Source organism: Enterococcus sp. LX10, from assembly GCF_023539285.1.
GTDB classification, from domain to species: domain Bacteria; phylum Bacillota; class Bacilli; order Lactobacillales; family Enterococcaceae; genus Enterococcus; species Enterococcus faecalis.
This window is the reverse complement of the sequence record NZ_CP092784.1, coordinates 775930-797500: the sequence shown is the minus strand read 5'-3', so window position 1 is coordinate 797500 and position 21571 is coordinate 775930. Positions and strand designations below refer to the sequence as shown.

Sequence of the window (21571 nt, the reverse complement as noted above, 5' to 3'; positions counted from 1 at the left end):
TACCTCACCGACTTCGGGTGTTACAAACTCTCGTGGTGTGACGGGCGGTGTGTACAAGGCCCGGGAACGTATTCACCGCGGCGTGCTGATCCGCGATTACTAGCGATTCCGGCTTCATGCAGGCGAGTTGCAGCCTGCAATCCGAACTGAGAGAAGCTTTAAGAGATTTGCATGACCTCGCGGTCTAGCGACTCGTTGTACTTCCCATTGTAGCACGTGTGTAGCCCAGGTCATAAGGGGCATGATGATTTGACGTCATCCCCACCTTCCTCCGGTTTGTCACCGGCAGTCTCGCTAGAGTGCCCAACTAAATGATGGCAACTAACAATAAGGGTTGCGCTCGTTGCGGGACTTAACCCAACATCTCACGACACGAGCTGACGACAACCATGCACCACCTGTCACTTTGTCCCCGAAGGGAAAGCTCTATCTCTAGAGTGGTCAAAGGATGTCAAGACCTGGTAAGGTTCTTCGCGTTGCTTCGAATTAAACCACATGCTCCACCGCTTGTGCGGGCCCCCGTCAATTCCTTTGAGTTTCAACCTTGCGGTCGTACTCCCCAGGCGGAGTGCTTAATGCGTTTGCTGCAGCACTGAAGGGCGGAAACCCTCCAACACTTAGCACTCATCGTTTACGGCGTGGACTACCAGGGTATCTAATCCTGTTTGCTCCCCACGCTTTCGAGCCTCAGCGTCAGTTACAGACCAGAGAGCCGCCTTCGCCACTGGTGTTCCTCCATATATCTACGCATTTCACCGCTACACATGGAATTCCACTCTCCTCTTCTGCACTCAAGTCTCCCAGTTTCCAATGACCCTCCCCGGTTGAGCCGGGGGCTTTCACATCAGACTTAAGAAACCGCCTGCGCTCGCTTTACGCCCAATAAATCCGGACAACGCTTGCCACCTACGTATTACCGCGGCTGCTGGCACGTAGTTAGCCGTGGCTTTCTGGTTAGATACCGTCAGGGGACGTTCAGTTACTAACGTCCTTGTTCTTCTCTAACAACAGAGTTTTACGATCCGAAAACCTTCTTCACTCACGCGGCGTTGCTCGGTCAGACTTTCGTCCATTGCCGAAGATTCCCTACTGCTGCCTCCCGTAGGAGTCTGGGCCGTGTCTCAGTCCCAGTGTGGCCGATCACCCTCTCAGGTCGGCTATGCATCGTGGCCTTGGTGAGCCGTTACCTCACCAACTAGCTAATGCACCGCGGGTCCATCCATCAGCGACACCCGAAAGCGCCTTTCACTCTTATGCCATGCGGCATAAACTGTTATGCGGTATTAGCACCTGTTTCCAAGTGTTATCCCCCTCTGATGGGTAGGTTACCCACGTGTTACTCACCCGTCCGCCACTCCTCTTTCCAATTGAGTGCAAGCACTCGGGAGGAAAGAAGCGTTCGACTTGCATGTATTAGGCACGCCGCCAGCGTTCGTCCTGAGCCAGGATCAAACTCTCATAATAAAAGTTAGAACAATCTTGCGATTGTTAAGCTCAATTTGTTTGCTAGCATATTGCTTGCTTGTTAAAAATGTTTGTTGTCTTGAATTGAATCAAGACGCCCTACACATTTGGTTCGTCTATTCTTTGTTCAGTTTTCAAAGGTCTACGTTACCTCGCAGCAACTTTTATATCATAACAAACTTTTGTTTGAATGTCAAGAACTTTTTTTAAAAAGTTTTTTCAAGTTGTTTTGCTTGGTCGTTGTCGTCTGTTGTGACAACTTCTATATCTTATCATTATCTCAGTTGTTTGTCAACAACTTTTTAAAACTTTTTTGTTATTTTATAACAAGTTTTTTTGATCAAATGATTGATTTAAAAGCAATCTCTTTAACGACTTTGTTATTCTAACATGTTATTTATCTTTTCGTCAAGAAAAATTTTCAACTTTTTAAAACTTTTTTCTTAACAAACTGTTTGTCAGAACAGATATTAATATACCAAGGATTTTTCTAAAACGCAACTATTATTTTGCAGAAAAATAACATTTTTTTCAATTTCGAACGATGAATATTTTCTGCAAAGAAAACATTCGTTTCTTTATCTTATAATTCCTTTCCTCTTACTGAAATGTTCGTTATTCATTCGTAAAAAAAAGCAACGTACTTTATTGTACGTTGCTCTCTTCTTTTATTCCAGCGATTGGAATAAAAATTCTAAAGATCGTTCCTTGATGCAATACGCTTTCTGCATCAATACGTCCTTTATAGTTTTCGACTAATTGTTTTGCAATCGATAGACCTAAGCCATTACCACCTTTATTTCTTGCACGGGCTTTATCTACTCGGTAGAATCGATCAAATATTTTCTCCAAGTCTTCTTCAGTGATTCCTTCACCAAAATCTTGCACAGCTATTTCAAATTCATTCATCGTTCGAGAAATGGAAATATGCACTTCTTTTCGATCCGTTGAATATTTAATCGCATTATCTAATAGAATAATTAGCAATTGTTCAAAGTGATTACGATAGATTTTCAGTTCAACTTCGGTTGGTAAATCGTCATCTAATGTGATATGAAACTCAGGATAAACCAATTGGAAGTTATTAAATACTTGGTAGACTACTTGTTTAGCATCTGTTCGTTCATTTGCATATTGGGTGTCCACTTGTTCAGCGCGTGAAAGGTCAAGCATTTCTTGGACCAAACTCTTCATACGACTAATTTCTTGTAAACTGGCCTTTAATGATTCATCTAAAATTTCAGGATCGTCTTTTCCCCAACGATTTAAAAGGTTTAAATGGCCTTCCATAATCGCAACGGGCGTTCTTAATTCATGGGAAACATCTTCAACAAACTGCTCTTGTTGTTCGATATAGCGTCTCATACGATCTAACATTTCATTAAAGATTTCCGAGATATCTGCTAACTCATCTCTCGTATTAATCTCCGGCATGTGGACATCTGATTGCGGGTCTTTGCGGATTGTATCCATCGTGTCTCTCAATACTTTTAATGGTTTTAAGAAATAAGAAGAGAGGATAAAACCTAAGACACTACTTACAATCAGAGAAATCACTTCTAAAACTACAAGTGTTAATAATAAATGATTACGAATTTCATAAAAAGAAGAAAGTTCATAAAACGCTTGAATATAGCCAATCTTTTCTCGTGTTTCTTTTGAAAAAATAGGTTCCACGGAATAAAAACCGGTTTTATCAAAAACGGTTCGAACAACAGGTAATTGTCTATCCAATTGTAATAACTTATCATATTCATTTTGTGTTTTAAAAACTAGCTTTTGGTTTGTGTCATACACAGATAAATAAAGTTCTGGTTGTCCTAGTTCAGATATGAAACTGTCCATTTCCATAAACGAACCTTCTACTGCTGTATGCTTATTATAGTAGTTTTCATCTCTTTCACTCGGCGTTTTTAAATAGTCAAAAACGTCTGTTACCGTTAAATTTTCATTGGCATTAGCTAATCGATTTGTTACTTCTGCAATCGTTGCTTCGACATTTTCCTTTTCTTTGGCAACAATAAGACTGACAGAAGACTTATAGGTAATCACCGCAAAAATGGTAAAAACTACAAATATAAAGAAAGAACTTGCGAAAGCCCACTTTATAGTTAAAGATGGGCCTTCCAGTTCTTTTTTAATCGTTCTTTTCATTAATTAGTTCTCACGAACGCATAACGTAGCCAGTTCCACGGACAGTTTGGATGTAGCTTTCTTCTCCAGGTACGTCAATTTTATTTCGTAAGTAGCGGATATACACATCCACAACGTTTGTTTCTACTTCTGTTTCATAGCCCCAAACTTTATTTAGTAACACATCACGTGCCAAGACAACGTTCACGTTTTCCATTAGCGTTAATAGTAATTCGTATTCGCGTTTTGTTAATTCAATCATTTCAGAATTACGACGAACGACACGATTTTCTTTTTCAATTGTTAAGTCACGATATGTAATCGTTGTTTGTTTTGCAACGTTTTTATCGCCCTCAATATCAATACGACGAAGTAACGCACGTAAACGAGCTAACAATTCTTCAATTGCAAATGGTTTAACAATATAATCATCCGCTCCATGGTCTAAACCAGAAACACGGTCAATTACTGAATCACGCGCAGTCATCATAATAATTGGTGTATTTTTCACTTGGCGAACACGGCGACATACTTCTAATCCATTCAATTCTGGTAACATCAAATCAAGAAGGATAGCATCCCATTCGTTGTTAAGAGCGGCTTCCAATCCTGTACGACCATTGTAGTGTACTTCTGTCGTATACCCCTCATGTTTTAATTCAAGCTCAACGAATCTCGCTAAGTTCTTTTCATCTTCAATAATTAAAATGTTGCTCATTTGATTAATTGTCCTTTCTCTTTAAAAGCTATACTCAAGCTCAACCTTTTTATTCCTTACTACTTATTAGAGAATTACTACTCAATCTGTCTGGTTCTTTTTTAAGCCACAGTAAAACCATGAGCATGGTGAGCCACACTCATGGTCTCCAGCGTGTTTATTCTTCGTTGTACCAGCTATAATGGTAGATTCCTTCTTTGTCTGTGCGTTCGTACGTATGAGCACCGAAGTAATCACGTTGTGCTTGAATTAAATTCGCTGGTAAGCGATCTGAACGATAAGAATCGTAATAAGCAATTGCAGATGAGAATGTTGGTACAGGAACACCTGCTTGAACAGCAATCGCAACAACTTCACGAACGGCTTGTTGATATTTTTTCGTAATTTCTACGAAGTATTCATCTAACAACAAGTTTTCAAGTGCTGGATTTTTTTCATATGCATCGGTAATTTTTTGTAAGAATTGTGCACGGATAATGCAACCTGCTCGCCAGATTTTTGCAATTTCACCAAATGGTAAATCCCATCCGTATTCTTCAGAAGCTGCACGGAGTTGTGCAAAACCTTGCGCATAACTCATTAATTTACTAAAGTATAATGCTTCGCGAATTTTTTCAATCAATTCTTTTTTATCGCCTGCAAAGTTAAAGGCTGCAGGTTTTGATAAAATGCCACTTGCTTTTACGCGTTCTTCTTTGTAAGCCGAAATAAAACGTGCAAATACTGATTCTGTAATTAATGGTAATGGTACGCCAAGATCTAACGCACTTTGGCTTGTCCATTTACCTGTTCCTTTGTTGCCTGCTGCATCAAGAATAACATCAACGATTGGTTGGTCGGTTCCTTCATCATCTTTACGTGTCAAAATGTCAGCCGTGATCTCAATAAGGTAACTGTCTAATTCGCCTTCGTTCCATTCTTTGAAAATCTCTGCCATTTCATCAACAGATAAACCTAAGATTTGTTTCATTAAATCGTAGGATTCAGCAATTAATTGCATGTCCCCATATTCAATCCCATTATGAACCATTTTTACATAATGTCCAGCACCATTTGGGCCAATGTAAGTCACACATGGTTCACCGTCTTCTGCTTTAGCTGAAATTTTTTCAAGAATTGGCGCAACTAACTCATACGCTTCTTTTTGTCCGCCAGGCATGATAGATGGTCCTTTCAAGGCTCCTTCTTCTCCGCCAGAAACGCCAGTACCAATAAAGTTAATTCCTGAGTTTGCTAGTTCTTCATTACGTCGCATTGTGTCTTTGAAGAACGTATTACCGCCATCAATTAAGATATCGCCTTTATCAAGGTGTGGTAACAATTCTTGGATTGTCGCATCTGTTGCAGGTCCAGCTTTAACCATCAACATAATTCGACGAGGTTTTTCAATTGCATTCACAAATTCCTCAATTGAGTATGTTGCTTGAAAGTTTTTGTCAGGATGTTCTTCAACCACTTCTGTTGTTTTTGATCCTGTACGGTTATACAGCGCAACTGTATAGCCTCTGCTTTCAATGTTTAAAGCAAGATTTTTTCCCATGACAGCCATGCCGACTACGCCAAATTGTTGTTTTGTCATTTTATGACCTCCTATATTATAATCAACGAAAATTCTATGAGCATTCTCTTATAATCCTCACTATTATAACGCACTATCTTTCATATGAAAACAATATAGTGCCAATAAATTTCCAATTTCTTCATATTTTCTTAAAAAAATACAAATCCCCTAGGCTCCATGGTTAGCCTAGGGGATTCAACATTTCAAAAAATGTTTTTATGCTTATGCTTCTTTAGACATTACGTCTTTTCCATCGTAGTGACCACATGCTGGACATACGTGATGGCTTTTTTTCATTTCACCACAGTTTGAGCATGCATTTAAGCCTTTGATTGTTAATTTGTAGTGTGTGCGACGTTTTGCTTTTTTCGCTTTAGAAGTTCTTCTAGCTGGTACTGCCATTGTTGTTCCACCTCCTTGTAAAGATGCGTGTATTTACATACACAATATATTCCAACCTAGCTGTTATCTTCCTCTTCAGCATTATCGCTGAGTAATTCTGATAGTTTAGCCAGACGAGGATCCACTGTTTGTTCTGCTGCTTTCTGCTTACTTTCCAAATATGCTTCTTCTGAAATCACTTCCCAGTCATTGCCACTTGGCATTTCTTGACTGTTTTGTTCTTCTTCTGTAAGCACTTGAATTGGAACGGACAATAGAATGTTGTCTTCGACAGATTCATCTAAATCAATTGTTGGCTTGTCCAATAAAATAATCTCTTCAGCTGCAAATCGTTCATCTCTTGTATCCATTTGTTCTTTTGTCATAAAGACTTCATCGACCGTGATTTGCATTGGCAAAGCCACAGGTTCTAAAGAACGGGATGAAGGAACGGTTACAGTTACCTGAATAGTGTAATGAAGTAAATATTCTGATTTATTGACTGCTAATAAGCCTTCTACTTTGATTGGACTTACATCCAACAAGGTATCATCTCGTTGAAGAAGCTCTTCTTTAAGATGCAATGTTTCTGAAAACACTAGCGGCTCTTCTTTGTATTTATTTAATTCTAACAAAGACCACTTCATAATTATCACTCCTAAGCAACAAAAGCTATTATACAGGGGTATGAAAGCTTTGTCAATGAAATTTTCTTGACAGCCCTTTCTTATTTCCTGTTTTTCTTTCGTTTTTTTTATAATTGTTTTTCTGTTGAAGATAACTTAGCGCTTATTTAATTAAATAACAAAATTTTTGTGTGAAATAACATAAATAATTTAAAACTCAGACATAACTTTACTATTTGCGCCCAACTCTTTATTTACTGAATACGTGTTTTCTGAACATTTCGTACTACTGTCTTCCTTGTAAAAAAAGCTGAGACAAACTGACGAATCGGTTTGTCCCAGCTTTGCGTCCGAGTACATATTGCTTAAAATCAAATGATTGAATTAATTAGACTTAGATAGCTGTTGTTGCTCCGCGGTAAACAATACCACGACGAGGATCAACAGTAATCACTTCGTCATTATTAATTAATGATGTTGCATCTGCAGCACCTACGATAACTGGAATATTTTGTGCAATCGCTACAACAGCTGCATGAGAAGTTAAACCACCTTCTTCAACAACTAATGCTGATGCTTTTTCAATTGCAGGCATGTATTCTTTATCTGTTGTTTTTGTAACTAAAATAGCTCCTTCAGTCGCTTTAGCAACTGCTTCTTCAGCAGTTCCTGCAACAACGGCTTTTGCAATAATTGCTTCTTCGCCGACACCTTGACCTTGAACTAATTTAGAACCGATCATTTGAATTTTCATTAAGTTTGTTGTGCCTTTTTCGCCAACTGGAACACCAGCAGTGATAATGATTAAATCACCTTCTGAAGCATAACCTTCTTCTTGTGATACTTTTGAAGCTAAATTAAACATTTCATCTGTGCTTGATGGTTTGTCAGCAACTGTTGCGTAAACACCCCATGATAATGATAAGCTACGTGCTTTTTGTTCTGAGAACGTAATTGCAACGATATGTGCTTTTGGACGGTATTTAGAGATCATACGTGCTGTATGGCCTGATTCTGTTGCCGCAACGATTGTTTGGATACCCAAGTTACGTGCTGTATGGCCAACAGATTGTCCGATTGCTTCAGTCATATCTGTTTTGCTATATAATTTCAATGCGAATGAATCTTGGTTAACTAATGTTTCTTCTGTACGAACTGCAATACGAGCCATTGTTTGAACAGCTTCTAATGGGTAATCCCCTGCTGCAGTTTCGCCTGATAACATTACTGCATCTGTTCCATCGTAGATTGCGTTTGCTACGTCATTTGCTTCCGCACGTGTTGGACGTGGGTTACGTTGCATTGAATCTAACATTTGTGTTGCAGTGATAACTGGCTTACCTAAAGCATTACATTTTTTAATTAAAGCTTTTTGGACAACTGGAACATCTTCTGTTGGAATTTCAACACCCATGTCACCACGAGCAACCATTAAACCATCAGAAACTTTTAAGATTTCATCGATATTATCGATACCTTCTTGGTTTTCGATTTTAGGAATGATTTGGATGTGTGTTGCGTTTTCTTCTTCTAAAATTTTAGTGATTTCTAAAACGTCAGAAGCACGACGAACGAAGCTAGCTGCGATAAAGTCAATTCCTTGACCAATTCCGAAACGGATATCGTTAGCATCTTTTTCAGTGATCCCTGGTAAGTTTACAGAAACGCCTGGTACGTTAACGCCTTTTTTGTTTTTCAAGACGCCTTCGTTTTTAACAACTGTTACGATTTCGTTTGCATCACGGTCGATATCAGTTACTTCTAAATCGATTAAACCATCATCTAAAAGAATGTGTGAACCTACGTTTACATCATTGATTAATTCTGGATAAGTGATTGAGAATTTTTCATTTGTTCCTAAAACTTCTGTCATAGAAATACGTACTGAATCACCAATTTTCATTGTGATTGCGCCATTTTCCATGTCATTTGTGCGGATTTCAGGACCTTTTGTATCTAGTAAGATCGCTACGCGTTTCCCTGTAATTTTTACAGCTTCACGAATGTTTTTAATACGAGCACCATGCTCTTCGTAGTCACCATGTGAAAAGTTCAAACGGCAAACATTCATACCTGCATTAATTAAGTTTACTAGCATATCAACGGATTCACTAGCTGGTCCAATCGTACATACGATTTTCGTTTTTTTCATTACTAAAACGCTCCTATTCCAAATTTGTTTATACAAAGCTAATAAGATTAGCTAATATACAAGATTAAAAAGAAATTTCATGATTTAACTCATAAAGAGATAAATCTGGTTTGTGTTTATTGTTTTCTAACGTGTCAATAATATCAGCTGCAACTACTTGGTTATCTAACATACCGATACATAAACCGCCTTTGCCTTCTTTTAGAAGTTCAACAGCATATGACCCAAATTTACTTGCTAATACACGGTCACGAGCACTTGGCGAGCCCCCACGAACCACGTGTCCTAAAATTGATACACGCGTATGGAAATCACCGTATTCAGAAAGTTTATCAGCAAATTCATTTCCGCCCATTACGCCTTCTGCTAAAATGATTAAGCAATGTTTTTTCCCGCGGTCACGGCCTTCTTGAATGCGTTTGGCAACGTTTTTCATATCAAAATCATGTTCAGGAATAATGATTTCATCTGCTCCGCCTGCCACGCCTGACCACAATGCGATATCACCAGCGTTACGTCCCATTACTTCGATAACGAATGTACGAACATGAGAAGTTGCTGTATCACGAATTCGGTCAATTGATTCCAAAACAGTGTTAATCGCTGTATCAAAACCGATTGTGAAATCTGTTCCAGGAATATCATTATCAATTGTTCCAGGAATTCCAACAGCCGGGAAACCACGTTTTGTCAAAGCCATTGCGCCATGATAAGAACCGTCTCCACCAATAACAACTAAGCCTTCAATACCGAATTTTTTCAATTGTTCGATTCCTTTTAATTGCCCTTCTTCAGTAGCAAATTCAGGATAACGAGCAGAGTACAAGAATGTTCCACCACGTTGAATCTTATCGCCAACGTCAGCAACATCTAAACGACGGATGTCGCCTGCGACTAAACCGGCAAATCCATAGTTAATACCGTAAACTTCGATTCCATCAAAAATACTTTTGCGTACGACTGCACGAATTGCAGCGTTCATTCCAGGGGCATCTCCCCCGCTGGTTAAAATACCAATGCGTTTCATTCGCTATTTCACCTCATATAATATACTTTCAACTGCCAAAAGAAACCTTTTCGCAAAAATTGATATACAAAAATATTACGTCATTCATTTTACCATTAAAGAACCAAAATGTCTTGAGTTAAGAAGAAAAAAATGAAAAAAGTTGAAAACAACTAGTATTTTTTACCGTAAATCATTTGAAAATGACGTTTTGCTCACCTAAAACGTAAGCTAATTGTTGCTGACTAGCGCTTGTATGAGCGACCCAATTTTCTTCATTTAATACCATTTTCTTTCCTGTTTTTTCAAAATAGACAATCACTGGAATGTGTCCAGCGTGACGACTGAGTACCTCTTTCATTTTCTGAAAAACGTCCGTTTGTTCGACATCTTTTGTAATTCTGATAAAACACGTTTCGTCACTAATTGATGTTTCTACTTGTTGCGCTTTTTCTATTCGTTGAACCAATATTTGCAATTCTTGATTGTACGTACTGCGTTCCACTTTTCCTTCCACATAATAAACTTGCCCTTTCTCGACACTCTGTCTTAACTGGCGAAAAACAGTTGGGAACAACGTTAGTGAAATACTTCCTGTTGTATCATCCCCATCAACAAAGGCCATTTGTTCTCCCTTTTTGGTCCGAATCGTCCGAATGTTTTTGACATAAATCAATAATTTCGTGGGCTGATTTTCAACAAGTTCATGAACAAGTTGCGTTTGCTTGGCTAAGCGTGTTTTTTTGAACTCTTCTGTCGGATGTCCTGATAAATAGACCCCTAAATATTGTTCTTCTTGTTCTAGTCGCTCTTCTAGCGGATAATCGGCAATTTCTTCTTCCTTGGGCTTCAACGTTTCTAACAAATCCATACTACCACCGCTGAGAAGAATACTTTGGATATTACTCTCTAAACCTACCGCTAATTGACGGCGATTGGGTGCAATTTCGTCAAATGCACCGATGGCAATCAATGGTTCGATATTTTCAACTTTCAACCACTTACGATCAATTCGCAAAAGAAACTCATCGAACGTTTTGTACGGTCCATTTTCTCGGCGTTCATTTAAAATATTTTGAATGAAGTCTCGGCGGATTCCTTTTAAAGAACTAAAACCAAATAAAATTTGCTGTTGCTGATTTAGGTAAAAGCTGTAGTGACTTTGGTTAATTGACGGCTGCAAAATCGTCTGCTTGTTTTTTCTAGCTTCGCCAATATATTCTTTAATTTTTGTTGGATTATGACGAACAGAATGCAACAATGCGACATAAAAAGCACTCGGATAATGAACCTTCAAGTAAGCCATTTGAAAACCAATAAAGGAATAGGCAAATGCATGCGAGCGGTTAAAGCCATAATTAGCAAAGCGCTCAATATAATCGTACACTTGGTTAGCTGTTTCTTGGGGATAGCCTTGTTGTAACGCACCATTAACAAAATGATTCCGTTCTTCATCTAGCACATCTTTTTTCTTTTTACTAATGGCCCGACGTAAAATGTCAGCTTGCCCTAAAGAGAAGCCTGCCATTTTCGCAGCAACTTGCATAATCTGCTCTTGGTAAACAATAATTCCGTACGTATTTTCTAAAATGGGGGCGAGACTAGGCTCTGGATAACTAATTTGTTCCAAGCCTTTTTTCCGGCGGATGAAAACATCAATATTTTGCATCGGACCAGGACGATACAAGGCATTGACAGCAGCAATATCTTCAATGCTAGTTGGTCCTAATTTTCTTAATACATTCCGAATTCCAGCAGATTCAAACTGGAAAACACCACTTGTTTCCCCTTTTCTAAATAAAGCCAGCGTTGTTTCGTCATCTAATGGAATCTGATTTAAACGAATGGTTTGATTATAGACGCGTTTAACAGCTGTGAGGGTATCATCAATGATAGATAAATTTCTTAAGCCCAAGAAATCCATTTTCAGAAGACCAATTTTTTCAACATCATTCATAGTAAATTGGGTCAATAAAATTTCATTCGATCCTAGTTGTAACGGAACCAAATTCAAAAGATTTTCATCACTAATTACCACACCTGCTGCGTGCGTAGAAACATGACGAGGCAATCCTTCTAGCTGAACAGCTGTTTTATAGAGCAATTGATTATTTGGTGAAAAATTGACCAATTCTTGCATCCGTTTTGACTCTTGGTATGCTTCTTCTAACGTAATTTTCAGCTTGTTTGGGACAGCTGCCGACCAACGATTCGCTTCACTCTGGGACAACCCGAAAACACGTGCAACGTCCCGTAAAACCATTTTCGCAGCCATCGTACCAAACGTGGCAATTTGCGCCATGTGATAATGACCATATTTTTGACTGACATAAGCTAAAACTTCCTCCCGCCGATTATCAGGAATATCTAAATCAATATCGGGCATCGTGTAGCGTTCCGGATTCAAAAAACGTTCAAAAAGCAAATCATATTTGATTGGATCTACATCTGTAATTGATAACACATAGGACACTAAAGAGCCCGCAGCTGAACCTCGGCCAGCGCCTGTAACAATTTGATTGTTATGACAGAAGTCCATCACATCCCAAACGATTAAAAAGTAATCATCAAAGCCCATATTGTGAATGATGGTTAACTCTTTTTCTAATCGTTTTTGGTAAACTTCATTTAGATGAGGCACTCTTTCTGGTAATTTTTCTAAACACAATGTGCGTAAATAAGAACCAGCCGTTTGATTATCAGGCACAGGAAAATGCGGTAATAATTTTTGATGTAAAGGAATGTCAACTCGGCAATTTTCAGCTAGCTGAATCGTATTCTGGACCACTTCTGCACCAGCTATTTGAAGCATTTGTTCCATCGTCGTCTCTGCTTCACGCAAGTAATTCAGACCTTCTATTTCCGGTGTTTGGCTTGTAATATTCAATTGATTATTTTCTTTGATGCTCTCAAGAACAGTTACGGCAAAACCTTCTTCCCTTGTTAAATGACGTACCTCTTGCAAAGCCACGCCAGGTAATTGTTCTCTTTGGTAAAAAGAAAAGAGCGCTGGATTGCGTTGTTGATTCATTGAAAAAGAATGTTCAACAAATAACGACTGGGGATCAAAATATGAAGCAAGTTGTTGGAAAGCGTGAACCGCTTGTTGTTCATCTTCAAAAAATGTTTGGGCGACTTCTCCTTTAGCTGACAAAGTCACGGCAAATAAATCACTTAATAAGGATTGATGTTCTGCTAAGTAAAAGGGACCCTCTGTCGTCATTTTGCTGCTAGATAGTTGCATTAATTGCTGATACCCTTTTAAATTTTTAGCAAATAAAAGCAATTCGGAATGCCCTTCTTTTTCTGCTGGGGTATATTCTAATCTTAAACCGATAATTGGTTGAATTCCCGCTTCTTGGCATGCTTCATAAAATTCAACCGCCCCATGCAAGACATTGATATCGGTAATCGCTAATGTTTGATAACCTAACGCTTTCGCTTGTTTTACATAGGAACGAATCCTAACCGTACTAGATAAAAGCGAATAGGAAGTAACGGTATGTAATTGTGGAAATGACATTGGACAGCTCCTTTTTGAATCCTTGCTATTTTTTGCCTCTTCTCTTATTTTCCTATCGCGGATTCTTTACTTTTAAAGAAAATATGCTAAACTAAGAGCTAGAAAAGAGGTGCTCATATGCGTTATCTTGTTGTATTTTTCTGGACCTTCGCATTAGGCCAAGTCGTTGGATATATCGGCGGTGCATTATCTGGTGGTTCATACGACTTTAAAATGACAACGATTCTATCGTTGGCAACAGCCGTTATTATTTTATTAATTGCACACTTTGCAGTACCGAAAGAAACCAAACCTGTTAAATAAGAAAAAACCAGTTACTAAAGTTATTGTAACTGGTTTTTTTATCTTTTCAACTGTTTAGAGCTTTTTATTTAAAACTTTTCGGAAATTAAAGAAGGACAACCCAATGTTTCCTAAAACGAAACAAGCGGTTACCAGAAAAACAGAAGAATAGCCAAAACCATGGGCAACTGTCGACCCTACCATCGGTCCTAAAACTTGACCGAAATTACTACACATCTGATTGTAACTATAAACTCTACTTACGCCCTCCGTTGGCGTTATTTTACTAATTAACGTATTAATTGATGGCATTAATGCGCCTGTTGAAAAACCTAAAAGGAATCGTAAAACGCCTAACTGAAAAGGTGTTTGCACAAACGCCATGGGAATGTAACAAATAAAAGAAAGAATTAATCCGCCTAATAAAACTTTTTGGTTCCCAATGCGGTCCCCAATTTTTCCCAAAGTTGGAGAAGAAATAATTGCTGAAACGCCGGCAATCGAAACAATCAAACCACTAACAAATAATACATTCTCTGTATCGCCACTTAAAGATCGAATATACAGCGTTAAGATTGGGCTGATACTTGTAATTCCTAATTGTAAAATTAACGTAGTCACAAACAAACCAATCAATACTGAAACATGATCCATCTTACTAAAAATTTCTTTCGTCGTTAATAAATCCTTTTTCTCAACTGGTTGAAAATCTTCTTTAACTAAAAAGATAGTCAACAACGTTGTAATGAATAAAATAACGCCGGTAATAATAAAGACATTTTCCATTCCAAACCACTGTGCCAGCGCACCGCCAATCGATGGCGCAATTAACGTCCCAGCAATTGCACCTGTTGATAATGTTCCTAGAGCCCAGCCATTTTTCTCTTTTGGCGCCTGCGACGCAATCATCGCTGTTGCGTTAGGAATATAGCCGGATAAAATCCCGTTCATAAAACGCATAATCAGCAGCCAGTATACATTAGGGACAAACGCTAACGCCCCCATTGTGATCGTCATTCCTGCTGCAGCCCGAATCATCATAATTTTCCGACCTTTTCGATCAGCTAAATTTCCCCAAATCGGTGCAACAATCGCAGCAGCAAATGCCGTGACAGAAATTGCCAATCCAGAAAACAACTCTACTTGACTCTTAGGCGTCCCTAATTGTTCAACATATACTGGAATAAACGGCATAACTAAGCTAATACTCGCCCCTGTAAAAAAGCAACCAATCCATGCGACTAATAAATTCTGCTTCCATTTTATTTTCATACTTTTATCCACCTTATCACCTCTTCACCTACCACTATACTCTAAAAGAGTGAATCTCTCAAAAGAAAATTCTTTTAAAAAAAGTCTGGCAGACCGGCCAAAACGACCAATCTGCCAGACTTCTTAACACTTGGGCTTAAGATAAATAGCTGAATAAATGCAACACCTTCGAAGCTAACCGCTGTTATCTCAGCCTCACTTCTGTTTACTATAAAATAGCTAAGATTACAAAGTTTAAGATAAACAACGCATCAATGACCCAAATAATTGGTGAAACTTCTTTGGCTTTCCCTTTGACTACTTTCACCACTGCATAAAAGATGAACCCAGCAGCAATCCCATAAGAGATGCTATAACATAATCCCATGAAAATTGAAGCAAAAAATGCTGGAATCGCATCTTCTAAATTCGTCCAATTGATGTCTTTGAAAGAAGCTAACATCATAATTCCCACTAAAATTAACGCTGGAGCCGTAGCTTGTGCCGGCACAATAGCAATAAGTGGTGAAAAAAGACTACTTAGGGCAAATAGAATTGCTACCACTACCGATGTTAAACCTGTTCGACCACCCGCACCGATTCCTGCTGCACTTTCTACATAAGTTGTCGTATTCGATGTACCAAAAATCGCACCGATAGATGTTGCAATAGCATCTGCAAATAGAGCTTTGTCCATTTTAGTGCTGAAGCCCTTACTATCTTCTAAAGCTAATTCATCTTCTTTAGAGAAAATTCCTGTTCGACGTCCCGTACCGATAAATGTTCCAATTGTATCAAACGTATCTGATAAACTGAAGGCAATAATGGTCATTAAAACTTGAGGAATTTTTGAAGAATCGCTAAACAATGACTGTAAGCCCTCAGCACCAAAAGCAGCGCCAAAAGTTGTACCTAATTCTTGAAATGAATTGCCCAACGAATTAGCATGCCAATCAACCGAAGCAGTGTCTACCACCCCCATTGGAATTGCGACTAACGTAGTAACCACAATGCCAATTAAAATAGCCCCACGAACATTGGTGACAACTAAAATCGTTGTTAAAACTAACCCAATTACCGCCAAAATAATAGCTGGATTATCAAAATTTCCTAAAGCGGGCACGATACTCGAACCATTCACAACACCATTTTGAGGTTCTGCTTGTACTGTGAAACTTAGTAAGCCAGCATTTTTCAACCCTACATAAGCGACAAAAATTCCAATCCCACCACCAATAGCATGTTGCAAACTCTCTGGAATTGCTTTAATAATCATTTTGCGAATTTTTGTCACTGTAATCAAAATATTAATCAAACCACAAATAAAAACCATTGCTAATGCTTGTTGCCATGTATACCCCATCCCAAAAACGACCGTAAACGTGAAGAAAGCATTGAGTCCCATCCCCGGTGCTTGAGCGTAAGGTACATTAGCAAACAGCCCCATAATTAATGTACCGATGATTGAAGCAATAATGGTCGCTAAAAAAACAGCCTGAAAAGGCATCCCTGTTTCTGAAAGAATGGACGGATTAACAAATAAAATATAACTCATTGCAAAAAAGGTCGTAACCCCTGCCATTATTTCAGTTGATACCGTTGTCTTGTTTTCCTTTAATTTGAAAAACGTATTCATAATTGCACTTCTCTCCCTTAAAATCCATGTTTTCGAATAATTACTCTTTGATTATAAGAGAATCGCTATCTTTTTACAACAAAATATTAACTATTATATATATTTTTCTATATAATGTTCGTGTTTTGTAGATATAAAAAAAAAGAAAAAGCTTTACATTGCTTCTTCTTTTCCTAATAATTGGATTAGCCCAAACAACAGCATCTGTAGAAACATCATTAATAAAATAAACATTAATTTTTGAAGGGACCAGTCAAAAAAGATAATTTTCACTGTTTCAATTGGACTCATAAAAAGATAGACACTGTGTAATCGATCAAAACGTCCAACATAAATCGCCAAAGCAGACAAGAAATGAAGGCTGGCTTGAAAGACTACAATTGTTCTATAGTCACAATAACTTTGCAATTTCTGACTAACAGTTGTTACTGTTTTCATCCCTAAAAGTCCATATATAACAATCCCGCTAGTTAAGCAAACAAACGCCCACCAATCACCAATTTGGTTTGCAAAAATCGTATTAAAGCCTCGATAAATAGATAGCGTTTCTAAATGAAAAAAATCCGTAAATAGGTACGGCGCATTAGGATAAAAAATTAACCAAGCAAAACCTATCAACCAATCCCTTTTACGTTTTTCTGCGTTTAAAAGATAACTAAGTTCAATTGGAATATAGGCTAACAACACGTTCAACGCCATAAAATGAAAATGCGTAGCAAATAACCACATATAGATACAATAGATTAAGGTGATCACTCGTAAATAATTTCTAGAATTTTTCAAGATGCTCTGCGCTCCTTTTTCAAACGGTTTATTTTAGTGTAGCATACTTCTTAAGCTTTTTTTTAAACCTTATAAATGAACATGCTTCTCCCCTTGATAATCTTCGGTTTTATGCTAGACTGAGTAAAAGGCATTTAGGAGGAATTTTTACTTGAAAAAATTAATTGCTATTGATTTAGACGGCACAACATTAAATGCACAGTCTTTAATCAGTCCAAAAACCGAACAAACACTAAAAAAAGCGATTGACAACGGTCATTACGTCAGTATTGCCACTGGACGTCCCTATAGAATGAGTCATCAATTTTACCAACAACTTGGCCTAACGACCCCTATGGTTAACTTTAATGGCGCTTTAGTCCACATTCCAGAGAAAAAATGGGACTTGGAAAGCGAAGCCAATATTGAACGTGACCTAGTCTTTGATATTTTGGCACAGAAAAAAGAATTACAATTAGATTTTGTTGCTGCTGAAAACAAAGAAACATTTTATATCGATACGTTAGATGGGTTCGATCCGAAATTTTTTGCTTCCAAAGCAACCTTAGATAATTTACTTAATGCTAAAAATTTACGAAGCAATCCTACCTCAATGATGGTTCGGACCACGCCAAACCAAGCTGAAAAAGTTGCTGATACATTGACAAAACAATATGGTGATTATATTGATGTCCGCACTTGGGGCGGTCCAATGCCTATTTTAGAAATGGTCGCAAAAGGAATTCAAAAGGCCCATGGCGTTGATCAAGTGGCGAACTTTTTATCTGTCAAACCAGCTGATATCATTGCTTTTGGCGATGAACATAATGACGAAGAAATGTTAAGTTATGCTGGTTGGGGTGTTGCTATGAACAATGCCACGGATAAAATTAAATCCGTAGCCAACGATGTCACTGAAAAAACAAATGATCAAGATGGTTTAGCAGATTACTTAGAAAATTATTTAGATCTATAAAAGGCTAAAATAAAAGTATTTCTTTAAAAAGAACTCACTTTGGTTTAGCTGATAATCTTAAGATTACGAAAGTAGGGCATAAGTCGAAACGACTTATGCCCTACTTTCGTTTTTCTTATTCCTTCAATGAATTTTGAAACGGGCTGATTTTTTCAGCCAATCTTTGATAAGTAGTAAAAGACGGATGCTGTAGCTCTTGTTCTTCGTTAACGGATAAAGTTTGTTGTGTCGTAATGGCCTTTGTTAGTGCATCTGCAAAATGAATAAAAGAATTGTTGGTTTGTTTATTGTATCCTGGTGAATAATATTTCGATTGACGATAAAAAGGCCGCAGAGCTGTTTCTGTGATTTTTTCCTGTTCATCTGAAAAGTATTCATCATAGCTGACATGTTTTATTTTCTGCTCTTCTGTTATCACTTGAAGTCGACCGATTAGGCCATTGCCTAAATCTTCTGCGTAACCGATATACGTTTCTTTCGATGGCTCTTTTAGCCAAGTATCCATCTCTGCTGCTAAAGGCATTAATCCTTCACGCGCAGAAGTTGATGAACCACGTACAGTATAAAAATTACCTGTGACACGATTTTCGTCACGCATTTGTTTTTCTACATAAGTAATACCATTAACAACGGTGACTAACGTATCGTCTGTACGCGTTTTGCTTGCTTGAAATTCAGGATAATCCGACAGGCGTTTGTTGACACCCGAATAGCGTGTATCGTAATAAGGATCACTAGCAAACTCTGTAAACTCAACATTCAGAATCCGTTGCGTTTCAGGTTCCGTAATAATCTCTACAATGCCGTAATTTCCGCCAGTAAATACACCTTCATTTTTATAATAGTTACCCGTCATTAATCCCAAAGGCGGTTGATTGGACCAAAACATTTTTTCCTTTTTTTCTTCTGGTGTATATTTTGCTGGTGGGGTTGTCCCAAATGTCGTTTGTGTGGCCCCTGTAACCACTTCGTACGTATATTCATGAGAATCAAAAGTCAATTGATTAGCAATCAGTTCGTCATTTTTAGTCGGCGCTTGTTTTTCCACCGCAGAAGTCGTTTGATTGGTGACGGTAACTTGCTTCACTTGCTTTGTCTCTTGCGGTCCACTTGTTGTTTGTTTCGTTGACTCTTGATCTGGCGCACAACCAAAATAAATAATCCGATAAAAACCAACATTCCTTTAATATGTTTCATTCACTTTTCTCCTTTTTATAAACGCTTAATTTCCTCTTATCTCCAGTGTAGCAAACATTTATAAACCAAAACTGACGGAAAAATGAATAAATAATAAACAAAAACGCTAAGTCTCCTGCAGCTTAAGAGACTTAGCGTTTTTTTATTTAATTGCTTGGCGCTTTTGGCGCAACCACTCTTCTTTAATGTGTTCAGATAGGCGAATCATTCGTTTACCAACTTCACTATATTGGTTAGTAGCTAAATTGGCTAAAGAAATTCGAACTGACCATTTGTCACTCCCGAAAGCATCCGCTTTTAAAAGCATTAATTTTTCTTTTTCTGCTAAAGAGGTTAATACTTTTGTGATCGTCCACGATTTCGTTAAATAACTTGAAAATTCTGGGCCATAACGTTTTTCTGTCCAATCTCTAAAGTTAATTTCACAATAATATGCTGTATTTAAACTTGCTAAAGGCTCTTCAATGCCTAAGGTGCGAAACAAGAGCTTTTCACGCGTATGACAAATATCCATCACTTCGTCTTTATATGCTTGACCGTCTTTTAACAAAGCATACAAACTAAATAAAGCCATCATCGCTTGCTGAATAGAAGAAAGTCCCGCTGCATGGTTCAACGCAATATCGCGGCTGTCTGCGACCAAGCGGCTGATAAAGTTAATTTGGCTTGTGTCTGCATTCAATGTAGCATAACGTGCCTGTAATTCCATTTTTCGAGCCACTGGCAATTCTTTTAATAATTGATCAAAGATGTTCTCTTGGCTGACCGCAATGGTCCCCACACGCCAACCGGTAGCGCCAAAGTATTTAGAATAAGAATAGATACAAGCTGTATTGTAAGGTAACTCCGTAAATAATGAACGGAAAGCTGGCACAAAGGTTCCGTAAACGTCATCTGTTAAAATCATTAACTTAGGGTTATCCACTGCAACGATTTGTTTGATTTGTTCAATGGTAGGTTTTCCCATAGCATTAGCAGTTGGATTGCTGGGATTTACGACAAAAACCGCTTTGATGGACGGGTCTTTTAGTTTATCAATTTCCTTGTTTGAGTATTGATACGTCGTTTTTCCATCAATAATCATTTGCTCTGCTTTGATTTTAACTACGTCAAAATCATAACGTGGTAGTTCTGGAATTTCTAGATAAGGAGCAAACGTTGGTAATAACAACGCAATACGATCACCTTTTTCTAGTAAATAATTATTTGCCAACGTATCAAACAAGTAACAAATCCCTGCTGTACCACCTTCAACGGCAAAAATATCAAAGGGTTGTGCTTCGCTGGAAAATAATTCTTGATTTAAATATGCTTTAATCGGTTGTTCACACGCCTTCAAGCAACGAACAGGATTCGGATAATTATCCCCAATCACATAGTCTAACATGGCATCTAACCACATTTCCTTATCCATCCCAAAATAGTTATGCTCTGCTGTCCAAATTTCTTGTAAGAAGGTTGCCCCTTTGCTAGGATTTTCTGCTAAAAAGTTTAAGAAGCGTTGCGTTCTACCAAAACTTGGCTGAATCATACCAGCCGTTTGTTCGCTCCCCTCTCTTAACGTTTCTTTTGTAGCAAATTGACCTAATAAAAAAAAGGCTTCCCTTGGTGTTGGCGCCGTCCAATTAGGATTGCCTCGCCCTGCATTTAGCAATGTTTCTAAATTATGATTTTCTTCATGTAATTTCTTCTCTAAAAATAGACTTAATTCAAACGGACTAAGGTTTTCTGTCAATTCATCACTTGTTATCATTTTATCCTCCTGAAGCACACGCAGTCATTTAGTATTTAGTATGTAGTCTATACTACTCTTCTACCTCCAGATGTCAACCATTTAAGCGGAATATTCTGACAATTAATAAAAAAGAAACAATCCTTTATAAAAAATAAAGGATTGCTTCTT

At 38.0% G+C, this 21571-nt stretch carries 15 protein-coding genes and 1 rRNA gene (1 of these 16 cut by a window edge); 2 read left to right on the top strand and 14 right to left on the bottom strand.

The window, feature by feature from the left end; genetic code table 11:
- The 9 genes from MKZ30_RS03835 to dnaE all read right to left on the bottom strand — a co-directional run.
- Positions 1 to 1464: ribosomal RNA gene (locus MKZ30_RS03835) — 16S ribosomal RNA — on the bottom strand; it reaches 97 nt to the left of the window's first position.
- Between the two features lie 645 nt (positions 1465 to 2109).
- Complete coding sequence (locus MKZ30_RS03830) at positions 2110 to 3618, bottom strand: HAMP domain-containing sensor histidine kinase (protein WP_002363430.1); 1509 nt, start codon at positions 3616 to 3618, stop codon at positions 2110 to 2112.
- Positions 3619 to 3628: 10 nt separating this feature from the next.
- Positions 3629 to 4315 carry a response regulator transcription factor gene (locus MKZ30_RS03825; protein WP_002355954.1) on the bottom strand — a complete coding sequence of 229 codons (687 nt, stop codon included), beginning with the start codon at positions 4313 to 4315 and terminating at the stop codon, positions 3629 to 3631.
- A gap of 157 nt (positions 4316 to 4472) precedes the next feature.
- A complete protein-coding gene (gnd, locus tag MKZ30_RS03820; protein ID WP_002355953.1) occupies positions 4473 to 5894 on the bottom strand; it encodes an NADP-dependent phosphogluconate dehydrogenase in 1422 nt (473 codons plus the stop codon).
- Positions 5895 to 6098: 204 nt separating this feature from the next.
- The gene (gene rpmF, locus MKZ30_RS03815) at positions 6099 to 6278 is read right to left on the bottom strand and encodes a 50S ribosomal protein L32 (RefSeq protein ID WP_002355952.1); all 180 of its coding nucleotides are present in this window, start codon (positions 6276 to 6278) and stop codon (positions 6099 to 6101) included.
- Between the two features lie 56 nt (positions 6279 to 6334).
- The gene (locus MKZ30_RS03810) at positions 6335 to 6904 is read right to left on the bottom strand and encodes a YceD family protein (RefSeq protein ID WP_033600699.1); all 570 of its coding nucleotides are present in this window, start codon (positions 6902 to 6904) and stop codon (positions 6335 to 6337) included.
- A gap of 373 nt (positions 6905 to 7277) precedes the next feature.
- A complete protein-coding gene (gene pyk / locus MKZ30_RS03805; protein WP_002355949.1) occupies positions 7278 to 9035 on the bottom strand; it encodes a pyruvate kinase in 1758 nt (585 codons plus the stop codon).
- A 64-nt stretch (positions 9036 to 9099) separates the two neighbouring features.
- The gene (pfkA, locus tag MKZ30_RS03800) at positions 9100 to 10062 is read right to left on the bottom strand and encodes a 6-phosphofructokinase (protein ID WP_002355947.1); all 963 of its coding nucleotides are present in this window, start codon (positions 10060 to 10062) and stop codon (positions 9100 to 9102) included.
- A gap of 172 nt (positions 10063 to 10234) precedes the next feature.
- Positions 10235 to 13564, bottom strand: coding sequence for a DNA polymerase III subunit alpha (gene dnaE, locus MKZ30_RS03795; protein WP_033600700.1), 3330 nt, complete (start codon positions 13562 to 13564; stop codon positions 10235 to 10237).
- Positions 13565 to 13681: 117 nt separating this feature from the next.
- Here dnaE and MKZ30_RS03790 point away from each other — a divergent pair, with 117 nt between their 5' ends.
- Complete coding sequence (locus MKZ30_RS03790; RefSeq protein WP_002355945.1) at positions 13682 to 13867, top strand: YjzD family protein; 186 nt, start codon at positions 13682 to 13684, stop codon at positions 13865 to 13867.
- Positions 13868 to 13921: 54 nt separating this feature from the next.
- Here MKZ30_RS03790 and MKZ30_RS03785 read toward each other — a convergent pair whose 3' ends face one another.
- From MKZ30_RS03785 to MKZ30_RS03775, 3 genes are all read right to left on the bottom strand, one after another.
- Complete coding sequence (locus tag MKZ30_RS03785) at positions 13922 to 15118, bottom strand: multidrug efflux MFS transporter (protein ID WP_002381323.1); 1197 nt, start codon at positions 15116 to 15118, stop codon at positions 13922 to 13924.
- A gap of 208 nt (positions 15119 to 15326) precedes the next feature.
- A complete protein-coding gene (locus tag MKZ30_RS03780; RefSeq protein ID WP_016614762.1) occupies positions 15327 to 16733 on the bottom strand; it encodes an NCS2 family permease in 1407 nt (468 codons plus the stop codon).
- Between the two features lie 153 nt (positions 16734 to 16886).
- Positions 16887 to 17462 carry a DUF1361 domain-containing protein gene (locus tag MKZ30_RS03775; RefSeq protein ID WP_002386206.1) on the bottom strand — a complete coding sequence of 192 codons (576 nt, stop codon included), beginning with the start codon at positions 17460 to 17462 and terminating at the stop codon, positions 16887 to 16889.
- 205 nt (positions 17463 to 17667) lie between these two features.
- Here MKZ30_RS03775 and MKZ30_RS03770 point away from each other — a divergent pair, with 205 nt between their 5' ends.
- Complete coding sequence (locus MKZ30_RS03770) at positions 17668 to 18471, top strand: Cof-type HAD-IIB family hydrolase (protein WP_010775688.1); 804 nt, start codon at positions 17668 to 17670, stop codon at positions 18469 to 18471.
- A 115-nt stretch (positions 18472 to 18586) separates the two neighbouring features.
- Here the strand turns inward: MKZ30_RS03770 and MKZ30_RS03765 are convergent, their stop codons facing one another.
- Positions 18587 to 19558, bottom strand: a complete 972-nt coding sequence (locus MKZ30_RS03765; protein WP_502799337.1) for a hypothetical protein — start codon at positions 19556 to 19558, stop codon at positions 18587 to 18589.
- A 252-nt stretch (positions 19559 to 19810) separates the two neighbouring features.
- Positions 19811 to 21421, bottom strand: a complete 1611-nt coding sequence (gene aspD, locus MKZ30_RS03760; RefSeq protein ID WP_002355939.1) for an aspartate 4-decarboxylase — start codon at positions 21419 to 21421, stop codon at positions 19811 to 19813.
- Between the last annotated feature and the right edge of the window lie 150 nt (positions 21422 to 21571).

What these genes read in the sequence shown, in the direction of transcription:
- MKZ30_RS03830 (WP_002363430.1), bottom strand. Translation starts at nt 3,618, where the DNA reads ATGAAAAGAACGATTAAAAAAGAACTGGAAGGCCCATCTTTAACTATA.
- MKZ30_RS03825 (WP_002355954.1), bottom strand. Translation starts at nt 4,315, where the DNA reads ATGAGCAACATTTTAATTATTGAAGATGAAAAGAACTTAGCGAGATTC.
- gnd (WP_002355953.1), bottom strand. Translation starts at nt 5,894, where the DNA reads ATGACAAAACAACAATTTGGCGTAGTCGGCATGGCTGTCATGGGAAAA.
- rpmF (WP_002355952.1), bottom strand. Translation starts at nt 6,278, where the DNA reads ATGGCAGTACCAGCTAGAAGAACTTCTAAAGCGAAAAAAGCAAAACGT.
- MKZ30_RS03810 (WP_033600699.1), bottom strand. Translation starts at nt 6,904, where the DNA reads ATGAAGTGGTCTTTGTTAGAATTAAATAAATACAAAGAAGAGCCGCTA.
- pyk (WP_002355949.1), bottom strand. Translation starts at nt 9,035, where the DNA reads ATGAAAAAAACGAAAATCGTATGTACGATTGGACCAGCTAGTGAATCC.
- pfkA (WP_002355947.1), bottom strand. Translation starts at nt 10,062, where the DNA reads ATGAAACGCATTGGTATTTTAACCAGCGGGGGAGATGCCCCTGGAATG.
- dnaE (WP_033600700.1), bottom strand. Translation starts at nt 13,564, where the DNA reads ATGTCATTTCCACAATTACATACCGTTACTTCCTATTCGCTTTTATCT.
- MKZ30_RS03790 (WP_002355945.1), top strand. Translation starts at nt 13,682, where the DNA reads ATGCGTTATCTTGTTGTATTTTTCTGGACCTTCGCATTAGGCCAAGTC.
- MKZ30_RS03785 (WP_002381323.1), bottom strand. Translation starts at nt 15,118, where the DNA reads ATGAAAATAAAATGGAAGCAGAATTTATTAGTCGCATGGATTGGTTGC.
- MKZ30_RS03780 (WP_016614762.1), bottom strand. Translation starts at nt 16,733, where the DNA reads ATGAATACGTTTTTCAAATTAAAGGAAAACAAGACAACGGTATCAACT.
- MKZ30_RS03775 (WP_002386206.1), bottom strand. Translation starts at nt 17,462, where the DNA reads ATGTGGTTATTTGCTACGCATTTTCATTTTATGGCGTTGAACGTGTTG.
- aspD (WP_002355939.1), bottom strand. Translation starts at nt 21,421, where the DNA reads ATGATAACAAGTGATGAATTGACAGAAAACCTTAGTCCGTTTGAATTA.